Origin of the sequence: Ferrimonas aestuarii, assembly GCF_005116665.1 — a bacterium.
In the GTDB taxonomy this organism is placed as follows: domain Bacteria; phylum Pseudomonadota; class Gammaproteobacteria; order Enterobacterales; family Shewanellaceae; genus Ferrimonas; species Ferrimonas aestuarii.
This window is the reverse complement of record NZ_SWCJ01000001.1, coordinates 525,896-539,531: the sequence shown is the minus strand read 5'-3', so window position 1 is coordinate 539,531 and position 13,636 is coordinate 525,896. Positions and strand designations below refer to the sequence as shown.

The following is a 13,636-nucleotide window of genomic DNA, read 5'->3' as shown; positions in this document are numbered from 1 at the left end:
GAGTTCATGAGCCACAAATTTCTGAATCTGGCGCTACGACAGCGCCTCTTAAAACGCTGGAGCCTAATGTACTCCATGCAACCGGAGTCGGTGCTAGAGCACTCCGCCATCGTAGGGATTCTTACTTTCTTAGTGGGAAAAACCGCCGAGCTCAACGGCCGTGATATCGACTTGAGTAAAATGTTGTCTCACGCCCTGTTGCATGACATGTCAGAAACCATCACTGGTGATGTGGTTACCCCAGTAAAGCGAGCTAACAATACCCTCTATCAAGAGTTTAAGCAGCTTGAAAAAATTGCCGAACAACGGATCTTACTGACGGCACCAGAACCCCTGCGCAGTGCCATTGAGGAGGCGTTTAGCCCTGGCGGCATCGAGCAGGAGTTAGTAAAAGCATGCGATATTTACTCCGCTTACCTCAAATGCAAACTCGAAGTCGCCTTTGGTAATCAGGTTGAGTTTGGCGATGCTTTGTCTCGCATGGAAACGGCCGTTGACGATCTGTGCCAGAGATTCCCAGAAATCGATACCCTTCACCGCTGGTTTGGGGAAGACAGCGATTGCAGTGTTGACCACTTAATTACCACCCCTCACAACTAGCTTTACTAGCCTAATGGCCGTGCCTGTCGTCACTACGGCCTTTGGGTTGCTCTTATAACCTTCCTTAAGCTCATGGATTGCTAGCCCGTCAAACTCCCGTCACTGACGAACAAATGACCATAATTCGCTTTAATATCATTGGGTAATCATATAACAAATCGAACTATCGCCACCATGATGGTGAATTATACTAAAAATCATCAAGGCGATAGTGATTATCTCCACCAGGCAACATGATGAGTTTGAATTGCCCAACACCTTCCGTTTACGGCGATCCACATCCCAGCTCATCACCGCTTATGGAAACATCACTTCGCTAAGCAACCAAGGAGGGACGCACTTAAGGATGAGTCATCGCTATGCCCATGATTGAACCCATACCATTCAGTCATGGCGATTACCGACGGATCAGCGGTAATCACACACCTTCGCACCTGTAGCTGATCCTGATTGACCCAGCCATGATTGCCCCACCATTAGTGTGGGGCTTTTTTCTTGCTCGCACTGCTTCCTAACAACGGCCATGAAACCGCAACCTAAATAGCACACATTATCACTTGTTGATAATAATTCTCATTGACAATTGAATTCTTCGTCATACACTAAGCTCTGAAGCAAGGAGTTATCTATGTGCGATCTCATCCCAACCCCAAGGGTTTCTACCTCTATCTCGAAAAGCAAGTTATGGCACTTGCCAGCCCGTTTCCACTGCCCAATTATCGGCACCTGTCTGATGCCGACAGAGATTCGACAACTGGCGGCTAAGCTGGGCGACAAAGAGATCGCTCGAGAGGGAGATTACTGGCTACACACCTACATGGTGAGTCACTGTAGCAATAAGAATCGCATTGCTCTGGCCTTGCAAAAGCACCTAGACAAAAAGTACGCCGCAGCCATCAAGCGCTTTTCCAAAGCGAAAAGTGACGATGCGGTAATGGCGCTGTGGAAGGAGCACCTACAACAAGGCAAGGTGGCCGAAGCCTTTTGGGCCGCCCTATGTCACCCCCACTCCAGCTACCAGCTTCAAGAACACCTCTATGAAGAAGTTCACATGCTGTCACACCAGATTGGAGCCGGACAGCGTGCTGATCTAAAGCGCCTAGCCGACTCACAAGATGAGGTGAAACTGCTGACAAAAAGGCTTGAAGAGCAGGAGAAAAAACACTTAAAGTCAGCCGCCAATAAAGAGCAGCAGATTCATCAGTTACAGCAGCAACTGGAGCAGCTACAAGCGGATAACGCCACCTTAAAACGTGAAAACCACTCTCTGCGTCATGCCGGCAATCAACAGCCCAAGCAAGCCTTGATTGTCGAAGGCAGCGACTGGCGTCAACAATACAAGCTCAGCGAGCGTCGAGTGGAAAAACTCACCGCCCAATTGCAGCAACAGTCTGAGCAGATGACCGCCCTCGAACAACTGATGATGCCAAGATCCGACAGCTGTGAAGGGTGCGACAATCAAGACTGTCACAAAAACCCCGACTTCAATGGTCGAAAAGTACTTTGTGTTGGTGGCCAGCACAAGATGACCGGCAGTTACAAAGAGCTGGTAAACCGCTGTAATGGAGAGTTTAGTCACCACGATGGTGGCAAAGAGGACAGCCGTAAACGCTTAGAGTCTATGCTAAACGCCGCCGATGTGATCGTCTGCGCCACTGACTGTGTCAGCCACGACGCCTACTACCGTCTCAAGCGTTTCTGTAAAGCCAACGACAAGCCATATCTGTTCTTGCCAAACTCAGGCCTTTCTAGCTTTGCCATGGCCATCAACTCTATGGCTGAGAAAGTGGCTGCCAATCCCAATTCTGGGCAAGAGATCAAAATCGTCAACGCCGGTTAACACCCAAACCATCGGGAGGCCCAATTGGCCTCCTATTGACCATTTGATAGAGAACTCCCTGAGCTATCGGGGATTTTACTTGACCCTTCGCCCCATCCTACTCAACACTGTCTAAAACCCTCCGGAGTGAGTGACCATGTTGAACGATCCCCAATGGCTCGCTAGGCAATTGGCCGAACAGCAGCCAAGACACAATGATCAACGCAAACCGATGCAGCGTGACAAAGCGCGTATCATGCATTCGGCCGCCTTTCGGCGACTGCAAGCAAAAACCCAAGTATTGGGGGTCGGCATGCATGATTTCTACCGGACTCGCCTCACTCACTCCCTAGAAGCCGCTCAAATTGGCACCGGAATCGCCGCACGGCTAAAACAAAACCACCCGGCACTTATCGAAGTGATTGGCGACGACAACCTAATTGAATCCCTGTGTCTGGCCCATGATCTGGGCCACCCCCCGTATGGCCATGGTGGTGAAGTGGCTCTTAACTACATGATGCGTGATCACGGTGGATTTGAGGGTAATGGCCAAACGTTTCGCATCCTCACTCGGCTGGAGCCCTATACCCGCCACCATGGTATGAACCTAACTCGGCGCACACTCTTAGGTTTGATTAAATACCCAATGCTCTTCAGTGAGCTGCAAGAGGACTCACCTAAGACGCCTCTGGCCAATTTCCGCCAGCTTCAAGCTGAACAATGGCTGCCACCCAAAGGAATTTTCGACGACGATGCCGACACCCTAGAGTGGGTTCTGGCCCCCTTTAGCGACTCTGACAAACAGCGGCTGAAAACCACAGGAACCAACTCGAAGAATCAACGACGCAGCCTCCACCATTCGCTGGATTGCGCCATCATGGAGCTGGCTGACGACATCGCCTATTCAGTTCATGATCTGGAAGACGCCATTGTCATGGGCATCGTCAGCAAGAGTCACTGGCAGGAGCAGGTCGCAGTCCCCATCAGTGGTATTGACGGCTGCTACCTGGCTGATCAGATTGATGAGATTGGAGCAAAACTGTTTAGCGATGAGCACCACTTGAGAAAAGATGCCATCGGCACTTTGGTCAACGCCTTTGTAACCCACACTCACATCGCTGACAACGACGCCTTCGAATCGCCATTGCTGAAATACAATGCCGTTATGGAGCCCTCCTACGAGCGCTGCCTAAGTATTCTCAAGCACTTTGTGTTTGAGTTCGTCATTCGAAAACCAGAGGTGCAGATATTGGAATACAAGGGGCAACAGATAGTGATGGAGCTGTTTGAAGCTTTTGAGTCCGATCCTTTGCGGCTGCTTCCCCGAGCGACTCAGCAGCGCTGGCAACAGGCGCAACAGATTGGAAACGGCCACCGCATCATCGCCGACTACATCTCCGGCATGACCGATGCCTTTGCGGCTCGTCTGCACCAAAACCTATTTACTTCACAGATGGGCAGCCTATCCGAGCTGCACTCGCCGTTTTAAGCCACTGACCTGATGCAGCTCTCTCATTTGGCCAACTTAAGCGGAACTGTCTCCGACACCTCGATAACTTGGGGTTATCGAAGTAAATCGGGCCAAGATTATCAAAACAACAGATCCACCAGTAATTTGGCCAATAAAATAATCAATACACTGATAAGTAATAGTAAATAGAGGAACAATCTGAGATCTGCTTAACAAACCACCCTATTTAGCTGGGCTTATAATATTGTTTCTAACTGTTACACCTTGGCTAAGAGGCGTTTCCCTGTCACATTATTCGGTAACCGAATATTGTGATGTTAATTCGCTGCTCGGCTAGCTGGGGTTACATCAAAGTGCCCGAATTAAGCTTAGTGGGCACAAGGACTTAAGGGGCGTTAGAAGCGATGTTTGACTCCCATGATAATGAGATGATCTGCCTGGAATGCCTTCATGCAGGTAAGCCAGTACTGATCACATCTGAAAAAGCACGCCTTTGGCCTGTAGCGTTAACTGAAATTGCCGAAAGCCAACTGCAATCTCTGTTTTCTCAACAATACGGAACCAGCGACTTTGACTCTGACAACAACGTGGCCTTCACCAGTTTTAAGGCGCTGCATACTCAAGCCGTAAAAGACACGGTATCAAGTGACAGCATTGAATTTGTGTGTCTATGTGCCAACTGCTTAGATCAATTAAGTAAGGTCTCTGTGGTTCACGTTGGCTGGCGCTATCAAAACCAACACTCGCCATTTTCACAATATGATGATGACGGCTACTTAATTAATCCGCATTTGCCAGCTGACTTCTTCTATTGTGCGGTGTCTCTGCGCCCACCTATGCAAACCATTGAGTGGTGGGATTTGCCCTTTATCCGAGGCAACGAAGAGGATGGCTACTCAATCTATGTACTGGATGGCGAAGAGTTGGATCGCCCAACCTGGAAAGGCTACGCCAACACCCTAGAGGAGGCCAGAGAAGTGGTTGTCTCCCTTGGCCCTGCAGATTACAACAGCAAACACATTCAAGTTCACTCTAACGATTGAACTCGACATTGCTGATCTTGCTGACCATATTGACTCAGCAGTGCTTCATCGGCTTTGGTCCAGAACACCAGATTTTGCCCTTGGTATTTGGCCCCTGAAGCGCTGGGGTCAATAAAGGCGTAAACCGGCTCCGTTGATGTAGACAGCCCTTGAATAACCGCCAAAGATAGCTCAGTGTCGTTATAAAAGGCCACCTGTAGACTCTGCTCGCCACAAAGGTAGCGAACCTCTTGGTCAGGCTTCACCAATTGGCCTTGCACCTCAAGCTCTGAGATCCGCGTGCGGTAATTGGCTTCGATGCATTGATTCAGGTCGCTGCTCTTCCAGCACGCATTTCGTCCCTTAATCCATCCCCGTTGATAGGCTCGCAAATACCAACGCGACTCTGCCGTTGTCATGGCCAATGCTGAGCGATACGCATAATGGAGTTTGTTATCCAACTCCTGAAGCCGAGTATCTTCACAGATACGCTCCTCCACCTGCCCTTGGGCTTTGGAGCAATCATAAGAGGGCGTAGCCATCGCAGTGCCGATACCAAAGAGATTCCACAAAGCAAATAGAGAAAGGGGTGTCATTTTCATAGTGAGACCTTCGAAACTTGTCGCTGTCACCATTCTAGCGAGATTGACCATTACTGTGTGCACTATAACTTCTGACGTCATTATTACCGATGATTAGCTCATCACTTTTTTAAGCAGTACAGTAAGATAACCTTTTATACAATTTTAGGAATTATCCAAGCAAACACCGCTTAAACTCGGTAATTCCGAGCTACAAAGGCTGTAGAAACGATTATCCAGAAACATTAGGTACCCTTACACTGCATCCACGATTAATTGGAGCAACTACATGAAAACCGTCATAAAAAACTTCCTTAACCAACAGTCCTCAGGCGGCATCATCTTGATGGTGATGGTGGCCCTTGCGATGGCAATGGCCAACTCATCGCTGGATGTTTTCTATGACGCCTTCCTGAACACCCCGGTTCAAATTCGGGTGGGTGAGTTGGATCTGCACAAGCCGATGCTGCTGTGGATCAACGATCTGTTGATGGCATTCTTCTTCCTCCTCATCGGTCTGGAGGTCAAGCGGGAACTGCTATTGGGCACACTGTCTAGCCCCAGCCAAGCGGCGCTGCCAACCATTGCCGCCATCGGCGGTATGATGGTGCCCGCATTAATATTTTTGGCCTTCAACGCCTCCAATGGCACTGCTGCCAACGGCTGGGCCATTCCAGCTGCCACAGACATCGCCTTCGCCTTAGGGGTACTGGCGCTGCTGGGAAGCCGAGTGCCCGTGGCATTGAAGGTATTCCTTTTGGCTCTGGCCATCATCGATGACCTGCTGGCGATCATCATTATTGCCCTGTTCTACAGTGGCTCGCTGTCCATCACCAGTATGCTGGTCGCCAGTGTTGCCATTGTTGCTCTGCTCATTTTAAACCGCAGCGGCGTGCGCAGCCTGATGCCTTATATGCTCGTCGGTCTGGTGCTGTGGGTTGCGGTATTAAAATCCGGCGTGCATGCCACTCTGGCGGGCGTAGTCTTGGCATTTACCATACCACTGACCAAAGACGAAGGTGGCCACTGCCCAAGTGAGCATCTAGAGCACGCTCTGCACCCGTGGAGCACTTTTATGATTCTGCCGATTTTCGCCTTTGCTAACGCCGGAGTCAGCTTCGAAGGCCTGTCCTTAAGCGACGTATTCTCGCCGCTACCTTTGGGCATTGCTCTGGGCCTGCTGCTGGGTAAACCACTGGGAATCATGGGCTTTAGTTACATCGCCGTGAAACTGAAACTGGCCAAAATGCCACAGGGCATCGGCTGGACTCAGCTGTTTGGTGTCTCACTGCTGTGCGGCATCGGATTTACTATGGCGATGTTCGTGGCGTCACTGGCCTTTGAAGCGGGAGTCATGAACTACGGTGACCTGTCACGCCTTGGCATTCTTTTAGGGTCAGCCCTATCCGCCATCGGTGGCTATCTGGTGCTGAAGTCGACCATAAAATCGTAAACACGGAGATAACCATGAAAAAAATCATGCCCTTAGTGATCGCAGCCGTAACCTGCGCACCGGCGATGGCCAACGACATTAACCTTGCTCAGTGCCAAGAGGCCCCCCGCAGTCAGGAGTGTTTAAGCTATCTTGAAGGCACCGTGGATGGCGCGCTGGCGCTAATGAACCTTCAGCAATCGACAACCCTGTCCACCGACAGCATCAGTGATCGCGCGCTAAAGTACCGCAGTGGTAAGCGCTTTAAGCAGGCAAACGACGCCCTATGCTTGCATAAGGCACCGGAGCGAGATCAGATGGTGCTGGCATTGGATGATTTGGCCGCCGAAGGCGTGATTACCTCACAAGAGGAACTATCGCAAGCGCTGTCTGAGCTGCTCTCCTGCCAAAACAAGTGATCAGCAACAGGGCAAACCGAAACAACCCCGGAGCGAATCTCAGCTTCGGGGTTATTTTTATAACGGCAGTAACTCCAGCGGAACTTGATGGGCAATCAGATGCTCTTGAGTTCGAGTCCGGCCATGCTTTCCCATCACCCTCAACGCCTCATCAACCCACTCCGGCTTATGGGCTCGGTCCGCGAGCGCCTGCCGAGATTGCTCTTGGTCCTGCCACCGGACTTCAGGTCCGATCAACGACTGCCAATCTGGATGGCAGATCTGATCCCACAATTCGCGCTTAGGAAGCAGCGCCATCGCGGCGCCACAGGTTAAGGCAATCTCAACGCCTTTAGGGTCAAAATCAGCGAAGGCGACAACGGGACACTTTAGCTGCCTGCAAAAATGATAGGCCGACGACGTTTGCACATCCCGAGCATCGCCCCGGAACACAAACAGAGCGTGTTGCAAACTTTGAGGCCAATGAATCTGCTCAAGGGCAGCCATGACGCTGAGGTTTTCCACCATCACAACCACAGGGTGCTCAATGGAGTGGATTTCACGCCAATCCAGCAACAAGCCTGCACTGCCTTTCGGCAGCTTTGGGAGCTGCTCGCCATTGAGTTTAAGCTCGCCTATGGCTCGGCACTGAAGCCAGTATTTACGCACCGCCTGATCGCCCTCTTTCTCATTGTTGTGGGTGTTGGCCCAATCAATGCGAGTCTCAGGCTGTATGCTCACTTAGCGAAATCCCACGGTAATGTTGCTGTAGGTGAAGTTGTTGTTGGTGCCATCCACCAGCGCCTCTTCCAGCTCGAGATCTAGGCTGCGCTGCAAATCGATACTCAAGCTGCAGTAGTAACCAAACACCAGCTCAATCCAGGCTTGTGGCGGCAGCTCCCAGCCTTGTTCCAGCCAACGGCTCTGTTGCTGCTGCCAAAATGCCAAGGCACTCAGAGGGGTCTCTAGCGCCTGTTCAAAATAGCGCTCCACCTCATCCAAGGCCCAGTCGCTGATGTAGCCCAAAATCTCCAGCGCCTCGGATTCCACCTCGACGCCGTCGCGGCCTCGAGCTTCAGGAGCGGCCTGACTGAGCTTACGAAGGTGCTGAACGATAGCAACCAGAGATTCCTCTTGGGCACTGCTGCGCACATCAGGGTGTCCAGCGGTGGTCAGTGGCGGTGACAACTTTAAGGCTTGGGGAAGGTTGTCACTGAAAGGCAGCTCCTCGCTGAGCTGATACTCAGGGTGCTGACGCAGAAACCGCGCCATTCCTTTAAGCTGGTTGGCTTGTTTCACCTGACGACGCAACCGGAACAAGCTTTGACGCATCTTGTCGATCACGTGGGCCAAGCGCTTTAGGGCGTCTCGATACCAGCGCACAAAGCCAGTCACCTTGCGCGCAAACTCCGTGGGTGCCGCATCGAAGATCCAGTCATAGCAGATCTCCGGTTCAATCTGCTGCAGCTCATTGAGCAGCTTTTGCGCATAGGCCAAGGCTTTTTCGTTTTCGCGCACCTTGGCATTCAAGGTGGCCACAAAACCAAACTGGCTAGAGATAGCGTAATGCATGTTATCCAAGCTGGTGTTGAGGCTGTCTCTGGCCTCATAAGCCAAGTCGTCAAACTGGTCGAGGTAGTGCTCGGCGTCGTCCCACTGCTCTGCTTTGTAGGACTCTTCATAGTCTCGACCTGCATCTTCAAGGGCATCCATCACCTTACCCATGTCGGTAAGCTGGCGATAGCTGCTTTGATGACGCAGTAACTTATTGAGTAGGCGCTTAAGATCCGAGGTCAGCCGATAATCTCCCAGCTCCTCCTCTGGCCGCAGCAGTTTTGCCTTGTGCAAGGCTCGAAGCTGACTGTCGTTGTCACTGCGGCTGCTGATGCTGCCATCCACATAGGCGGCGCTCAGCAGCTCATCGGCTTGACCAATCTGCCTTAGCAGCTTGGCAACTTGGTCGCGGTCGTACAGCCCCATTACAGCAGCAGCTCCGCTTGAGGATCTTCCGGCTGCACTTCCGGTAGCTCCAGCTTTTCACTGTCGTTTAAGAACTCAATGAGCAGATAGATAAGGTCAAAGCGCGCCGTGGCGTAATAGCTGTTGCTGCCTTGAGCATGACGTACCAAGTACCCCATCTCCTCCAGACGCTGAAACACGGTGCCCAACTGATCTCGCAGCTCCACCTTGGTGGTTTTAAACGGCACCATATTGGTAAGGCGGCGCAGCTGCTCAGCCAAAGTTTGGTCATGCTCAAAGGCTTCCAGCAGCGAGGTAAACTTGATGCTGTCTTTCGCCCGCAGCGGAGCATCGCTGCCGGTGGCTTGGAGTAACATATCTAGCCACTCCACCAGAGGGCGAAAATGGCTGCGCATGCTGCTGAACAGCTCGCTTATCTTCTTTCGGTTGCTATCATCAACGCTGTTGTAGGTGCAGTAAAAAGCGTCGGCGGTTTCAAAGTGAGTCAGGCTGCGCTCAAGCTGCTGCAGAAACTCATCCACTCGAGCTCGATTGGCCTCCAGTTGTAGGTACTCAAACTCATCATTAAATGCGGTTTGGCAGATCACTTCCCCTGCCAGGAGCTTTTCAACGGTGTGCTTAAACATGGGAAGCTGCCTCTTGATTGTGTTTGGCCTCGGCCCGAGCCGCCATCAACTGCTCCAGTTTCGACATCGGCACGTACGCCTGATAGATCTTACTGTCTTTGAGCTTGTAGTGGTTTCGATACAGCGCCAGTACCTGACGATCCGTGGCCGGTGACGCCGACAAAATCTGAATGGCGTTGTCATCAAACATGGTCAGCAGCAACTTAATGTTCTCCGCCGCTAATTCACCCAACTCATCCACCGGTAAGATGATGGAACTTGGGTACTTGCTGTCACCACGAAGCATCGCCAACAACCCGGCAAACAGCGATAGCATCGCCAGGTAGGACAACCCGGTGGAGCTGACCTTTTTCAACTGTCTGGCATTGCGCGCCCGCTTCACTTGCCCCTTCTCGGTAATCACAAACTCCAAATCAAACAGGTCATTGTGCTCCAGCTGTACCCCTTCCGAAGGCAGCACCCGAGCCAGTGACTGCATCGCCTCAATAAGCTCTTCAGGGATGTCACTGTTGATGTCTTGCAGTTTGTCTTTGCACATCTCATAGCGCTCGGAGAAGCTTTTCAGAGGGCTCCAGTATTCGAGCTGATCCAGCTTGGTGACGGTACCAACGCTGATCTCGGCGAAGGCTTCAAACTGAGCCAAGGCGGTGACGCGCTCAGACAGCCGGCGCCCAACGCCCTTAATGCGGCGATCAAAGTTCTCCAGATGCTGATAGAACTCATTGATCATCTGGGCATTGGTCTGAATCAATAGGCTCGTTGACGCCTTAAGCTGACCGGCACTGGCCAGCAGATCGCCAATGGGATCGCGGTACTTAAGCACCGCCTCGCTGCCCTGATAGTGATCGTTATCCGCAACCAACTTCACCCAGGACTCATACAGGCTACTCTTGCCATGCTTAGTGCGTAACGTGCTAGAGAAATTGTTGATCTCGCGATTGAGACTCTTCTCCAACTGGCTAAATTTCTGCTGATTTTGCTTAACGAATTCCGGCAACAGCTGAGCCTGATATTCTGGCAACTGAGGGTCGATGGCCGCTTCCAGCTCTAAAGCGTCACAGCTGGCCGCCGCTCGAGCCAGATGCTCCAGCAACTCAACGGTGCGCTCCAGCTTCTCTTTCAGTTTGCCCAGTTCGTTATCTTGCTTGCCATAATCGGCATCAAAATCCGCTTTGAGTTTGCTCTGGGCGTTGTCCAACTGAGACACCTGCTGCTGCAGATCCATAAGCTGCTGACCCAACTGTTCTCGATGGCAAAACTGCTGCTCAATGAAGAAGCGGTAGTCATTGGCTTTCTGCTGGAATTCGGTACAGCGAAGTAGCTTGGCGTTTAACGCTTTACGCTGCTGGTGGCGACGTTCAATTTCGCCATCGGGATCCACCTGCTCTAGCGCTTGTTTTTGCTGACGTTTATAGTCGCGGCGGCGCTCTGAGCAGGTTTCCTGAAGAGTAAGCAGTTGCTCACGCAGCGTGTCCATCTGACTGTCACGATCGGTTTCGACGTCTGCTCGAGCTTCCATCGATAGATTGTGCAGCTCATGCTGCTGCTCTTGGGCTTGCTCCGCTTGCTCTGTCTGCTGATGTTGCAGTTGCTCGATGCGCTTGCGCAGCTGCTGCGCTTCCTGATCCAGCTCCGCCAGCTTCTGTTTCACGCTGTCGTCGCGCAGACGCTGTTGACGCTCCAACTGCTGTTGCAGTTGGTCGATTTGACTGGCAAAACGTCCCTCCTGCTGTTGTGCGCTCGACTGCTTCTGCTGCTGTTCGGCGATGGTATTGCCCATCTCTTTAAGCAGTTGGTCTTGCTGCTCGTTAAGCTGCTGACAGGCTTCGACCTGTTGATCAAGTTCCGCCAGCTGCTCCTGCAATTGGGCTTCATTTCGAGCCAACGGATTGTTGTGCTGCAGCGGCGCCAAATCAAGTCGCACCCCATACAGGCTATCCAGCCCTTCGCCGCTCCAACTTGGGTTCAAGTCAGTACGCGCTAACTGCTGCGGTGACAACAAGCATCCGATGGTCTGTTTCCAGTTATCCACGCCAGCTTGCTCAGTCAAGAACTGCTGAAGCGAGCCTGGCTTGGGGTTCAGTTGCAGTGACAGGGTGTCTCGCTGGGCTTGTAGCTCCTGTAACCGCTTGTGCTCACTGGCTCGGGTTGACAGCTGATGATCTCGCTGACGCTCAAGGTCACTCAGATGTTTGGCAATCTGGTTGAGCGCCATCAGGTGCTGATTGCGCTGAGACTGAGCTTCGGCAAGCTGCTGAGAGGAGCGCTGCAGAGCCTGTTCCAGCTCTGGATCGGATTGAGGGTTAGCTCGGGCATCGCTGTTGACCTTAAGCTTATGCTGCTCGGTCATCAGTTGCTCTTTCAGCTCCAGCGCGCGATTATCCTGGCTTTGTTCCAGTTGGCGGCGCTGCTGCTGATACTTAGCATCAATCTCGCTCAAACGTTCACTGGCTTTCTCTCGAATGCTCGACAACTGAGCGTTGATCTCGCCTTCGCCTTTGGACAGTTGCAGTTCGGTTTTGTGCAGCAAGTCGCGATACTTATCGGCAATCTTGGCCACGTCGCCTTCTAGGCTAGCAAGAATCTGCTCAACGTCTTGAAGCTCTGCGGTAAAGCGCTGTTTCTCATCGGCTTTAAGCTGATAAGAGGCGGCATCGTCCTCATCGAAATCGGCCTTTTGGTCGTCCAGACGATCGCACTCTTGCTGCTTGGCCTTCAAATCGTCTTTGGCCAGCGTCAATTGCTCCTGCAACTCATCACGGTGCAGATTAAAATCGGTCTTGAGCTGTTTCAAATTGGCTCGAATGACCTTGATGGCGGCATCTTGCTGCTGCTGCTGATCATCGAGTGCCACTTGCTGAGTTTTCAGTAGCGCCAGCAGATGACTCAGTTGCACCAGATGCTGTTCCAGTTCGGTGAACTCTCGCTGCCAGCGAGCAATTTTTTCCGCAATGCCATGCACTTCGCGGCTGGCCTGAATGTCCGAAAGCCAGCTGCCGATCTCATCTTTATTGAGCTGCATCGGCTCGCGATGGTCGCCGCCCTGACCCCGCGCCAGGTAATCGGCGGTGATGGCCACCAGCATCTTCTTCACCGCATCGAAATCAAGGTTCTTTTCGATGGTGCCGTTGATCACCCGATCCACATGGGGCATCGGGTTTTGGCTGAATGCGAAACGCCTTTGCAGTTCGCGCACGTCACTGCTGGTCCGCCCTTCCCTCAGGTTCTGAATGACCTGACGGTATTTGGCGACATTAAGGTAGTTGGATTTAAAACAGTTGCGGCCGTAGTTGCGCTCAATCTCCGCCATCTTGTAAGGGCGGTGATCGCTGCCAATAAAGTGATCCTGCTGATACGGCGCATCGATAAGCTTGTACTGAATGGTACGACCGGTGGTGCTACTGGCGACCATACAGCAGGTCTGCTGTTGGTAAGCGTCCACTCGCTCATACTCATACACCAGCATGCTCGACTCTCGCGGCAGATAGTAATCAACGAAGTTTTTCGCTTGATCCACCTTACTGACAATGTCACCGGGACGCATGCCATAGAACAGCGGCAACAAACGCATCAGCGAGGTTTTACCGGCGCCGTTGGTGCCCTCCAACTGGGTGTGACCATCAAAGACGATTTCGTTTACTCTGCCTTTCCAGAAACTGTCGATGATGATGATACGACGCAGTCGATACGCCTGTTCGGACATAGGG

Annotated in this window: 11 protein-coding genes; 6 read left to right on the top strand and 5 right to left on the bottom strand. The window is 52.0% G+C overall.

Translation table 11 applies throughout. The annotated features are described in order from the left end of the window. Positions 1-6: 6 nt before the first annotated feature. From yfbR to FCL42_RS02380, 4 genes are all read left to right on the top strand, one after another. Positions 7-600, top strand: a complete 594-nt coding sequence (gene yfbR / locus FCL42_RS02395; protein WP_136861765.1) for a 5'-deoxynucleotidase — start codon at positions 7-9, stop codon at positions 598-600. Between the two features lie 628 nt (positions 601-1,228). After that, the gene (locus tag FCL42_RS02390) at positions 1,229-2,440 is read left to right on the top strand and encodes a DUF2325 domain-containing protein (protein ID WP_136861764.1); all 1,212 of its coding nucleotides are present in this window, start codon (positions 1,229-1,231) and stop codon (positions 2,438-2,440) included. Positions 2,441-2,576: 136 nt separating this feature from the next. After that, positions 2,577-3,908 carry an anti-phage deoxyguanosine triphosphatase gene (locus tag FCL42_RS02385; RefSeq protein WP_205729206.1) on the top strand — a complete coding sequence of 444 codons (1,332 nt, stop codon included), beginning with the start codon at positions 2,577-2,579 and terminating at the stop codon, positions 3,906-3,908. Positions 3,909-4,294: 386 nt separating this feature from the next. Then, the gene (locus FCL42_RS02380; RefSeq protein WP_136861763.1) at positions 4,295-4,933 is read left to right on the top strand and encodes a hypothetical protein; all 639 of its coding nucleotides are present in this window, start codon (positions 4,295-4,297) and stop codon (positions 4,931-4,933) included. Here the strand turns inward: FCL42_RS02380 and FCL42_RS02375 are convergent. After that, entirely contained in the window at positions 4,918-5,514 is a 597-nt protein-coding gene (locus tag FCL42_RS02375) for an MliC family protein (protein WP_205729205.1), read from the bottom strand. The two genes, FCL42_RS02380 and FCL42_RS02375, sit on opposite strands and share 16 nt — an antisense overlap. A gap of 268 nt (positions 5,515-5,782) precedes the next feature. Between FCL42_RS02375 and nhaA the strand changes: the two genes are divergently transcribed. Next, positions 5,783-6,946 (top strand): Na+/H+ antiporter NhaA, encoded by a 1,164-nt coding sequence (nhaA, locus tag FCL42_RS02370; protein ID WP_136861762.1) that lies wholly within the window; start codon positions 5,783-5,785, stop codon positions 6,944-6,946. A gap of 14 nt (positions 6,947-6,960) precedes the next feature. Then, positions 6,961-7,344 (top strand): hypothetical protein, encoded by a 384-nt coding sequence (locus FCL42_RS02365; RefSeq protein ID WP_136861761.1) that lies wholly within the window; start codon positions 6,961-6,963, stop codon positions 7,342-7,344. A 57-nt stretch (positions 7,345-7,401) separates the two neighbouring features. Here the strand turns inward: FCL42_RS02365 and FCL42_RS02360 are convergent, their stop codons facing one another. The 4 genes from FCL42_RS02360 to FCL42_RS02345 are packed head-to-tail and all read right to left on the bottom strand — an operon-like array spanning position 7,402 to position 13,632. Continuing rightward, complete coding sequence (locus FCL42_RS02360; protein WP_136861760.1) at positions 7,402-8,064, bottom strand: DUF7281 domain-containing protein; 663 nt, start codon at positions 8,062-8,064, stop codon at positions 7,402-7,404. Further along, positions 8,065-9,303: a hypothetical protein gene (locus tag FCL42_RS02355; protein ID WP_136861759.1), complete on the bottom strand. Its 1,239-nt coding sequence runs from the start codon at positions 9,301-9,303 to the stop codon at positions 8,065-8,067. After that, positions 9,303-9,929 carry a condensin complex protein MksE gene (locus tag FCL42_RS02350; RefSeq protein ID WP_136861758.1) on the bottom strand — a complete coding sequence of 209 codons (627 nt, stop codon included), beginning with the start codon at positions 9,927-9,929 and terminating at the stop codon, positions 9,303-9,305. The genes FCL42_RS02355 and FCL42_RS02350 overlap by 1 nt, the downstream gene beginning before the upstream one ends. Beyond that, positions 9,922-13,632, bottom strand: a complete 3,711-nt coding sequence (locus FCL42_RS02345) for an ATP-binding protein (protein ID WP_136861757.1) — start codon at positions 13,630-13,632, stop codon at positions 9,922-9,924. The genes FCL42_RS02350 and FCL42_RS02345 overlap by 8 nt, the downstream gene beginning before the upstream one ends. Positions 13,633-13,636 lie beyond the last annotated feature (4 nt).

Bases quoted from the DNA above. Each gene is read 5' to 3' on its own strand.
- yfbR (WP_136861765.1), top strand. From the start codon at position 7: ATGAGCCACAAATTTCTGAATCTGGCGCTACGACAGCGCCTCTTAAAA.
- FCL42_RS02390 (WP_136861764.1), top strand. From the start codon at position 1,229: ATGTGCGATCTCATCCCAACCCCAAGGGTTTCTACCTCTATCTCGAAA.
- FCL42_RS02385 (WP_205729206.1), top strand. From the start codon at position 2,577: ATGTTGAACGATCCCCAATGGCTCGCTAGGCAATTGGCCGAACAGCAG.
- FCL42_RS02380 (WP_136861763.1), top strand. From the start codon at position 4,295: ATGTTTGACTCCCATGATAATGAGATGATCTGCCTGGAATGCCTTCAT.
- FCL42_RS02375 (WP_205729205.1), bottom strand. From the start codon at position 5,514: ATGAAAATGACACCCCTTTCTCTATTTGCTTTGTGGAATCTCTTTGGT.
- nhaA (WP_136861762.1), top strand. From the start codon at position 5,783: ATGAAAACCGTCATAAAAAACTTCCTTAACCAACAGTCCTCAGGCGGC.
- FCL42_RS02365 (WP_136861761.1), top strand. From the start codon at position 6,961: ATGAAAAAAATCATGCCCTTAGTGATCGCAGCCGTAACCTGCGCACCG.
- FCL42_RS02355 (WP_136861759.1), bottom strand. From the start codon at position 9,303: ATGGGGCTGTACGACCGCGACCAAGTTGCCAAGCTGCTAAGGCAGATT.
- FCL42_RS02350 (WP_136861758.1), bottom strand. From the start codon at position 9,929: ATGTTTAAGCACACCGTTGAAAAGCTCCTGGCAGGGGAAGTGATCTGC.
- FCL42_RS02345 (WP_136861757.1), bottom strand. From the start codon at position 13,632: ATGTCCGAACAGGCGTATCGACTGCGTCGTATCATCATCATCGACAGT.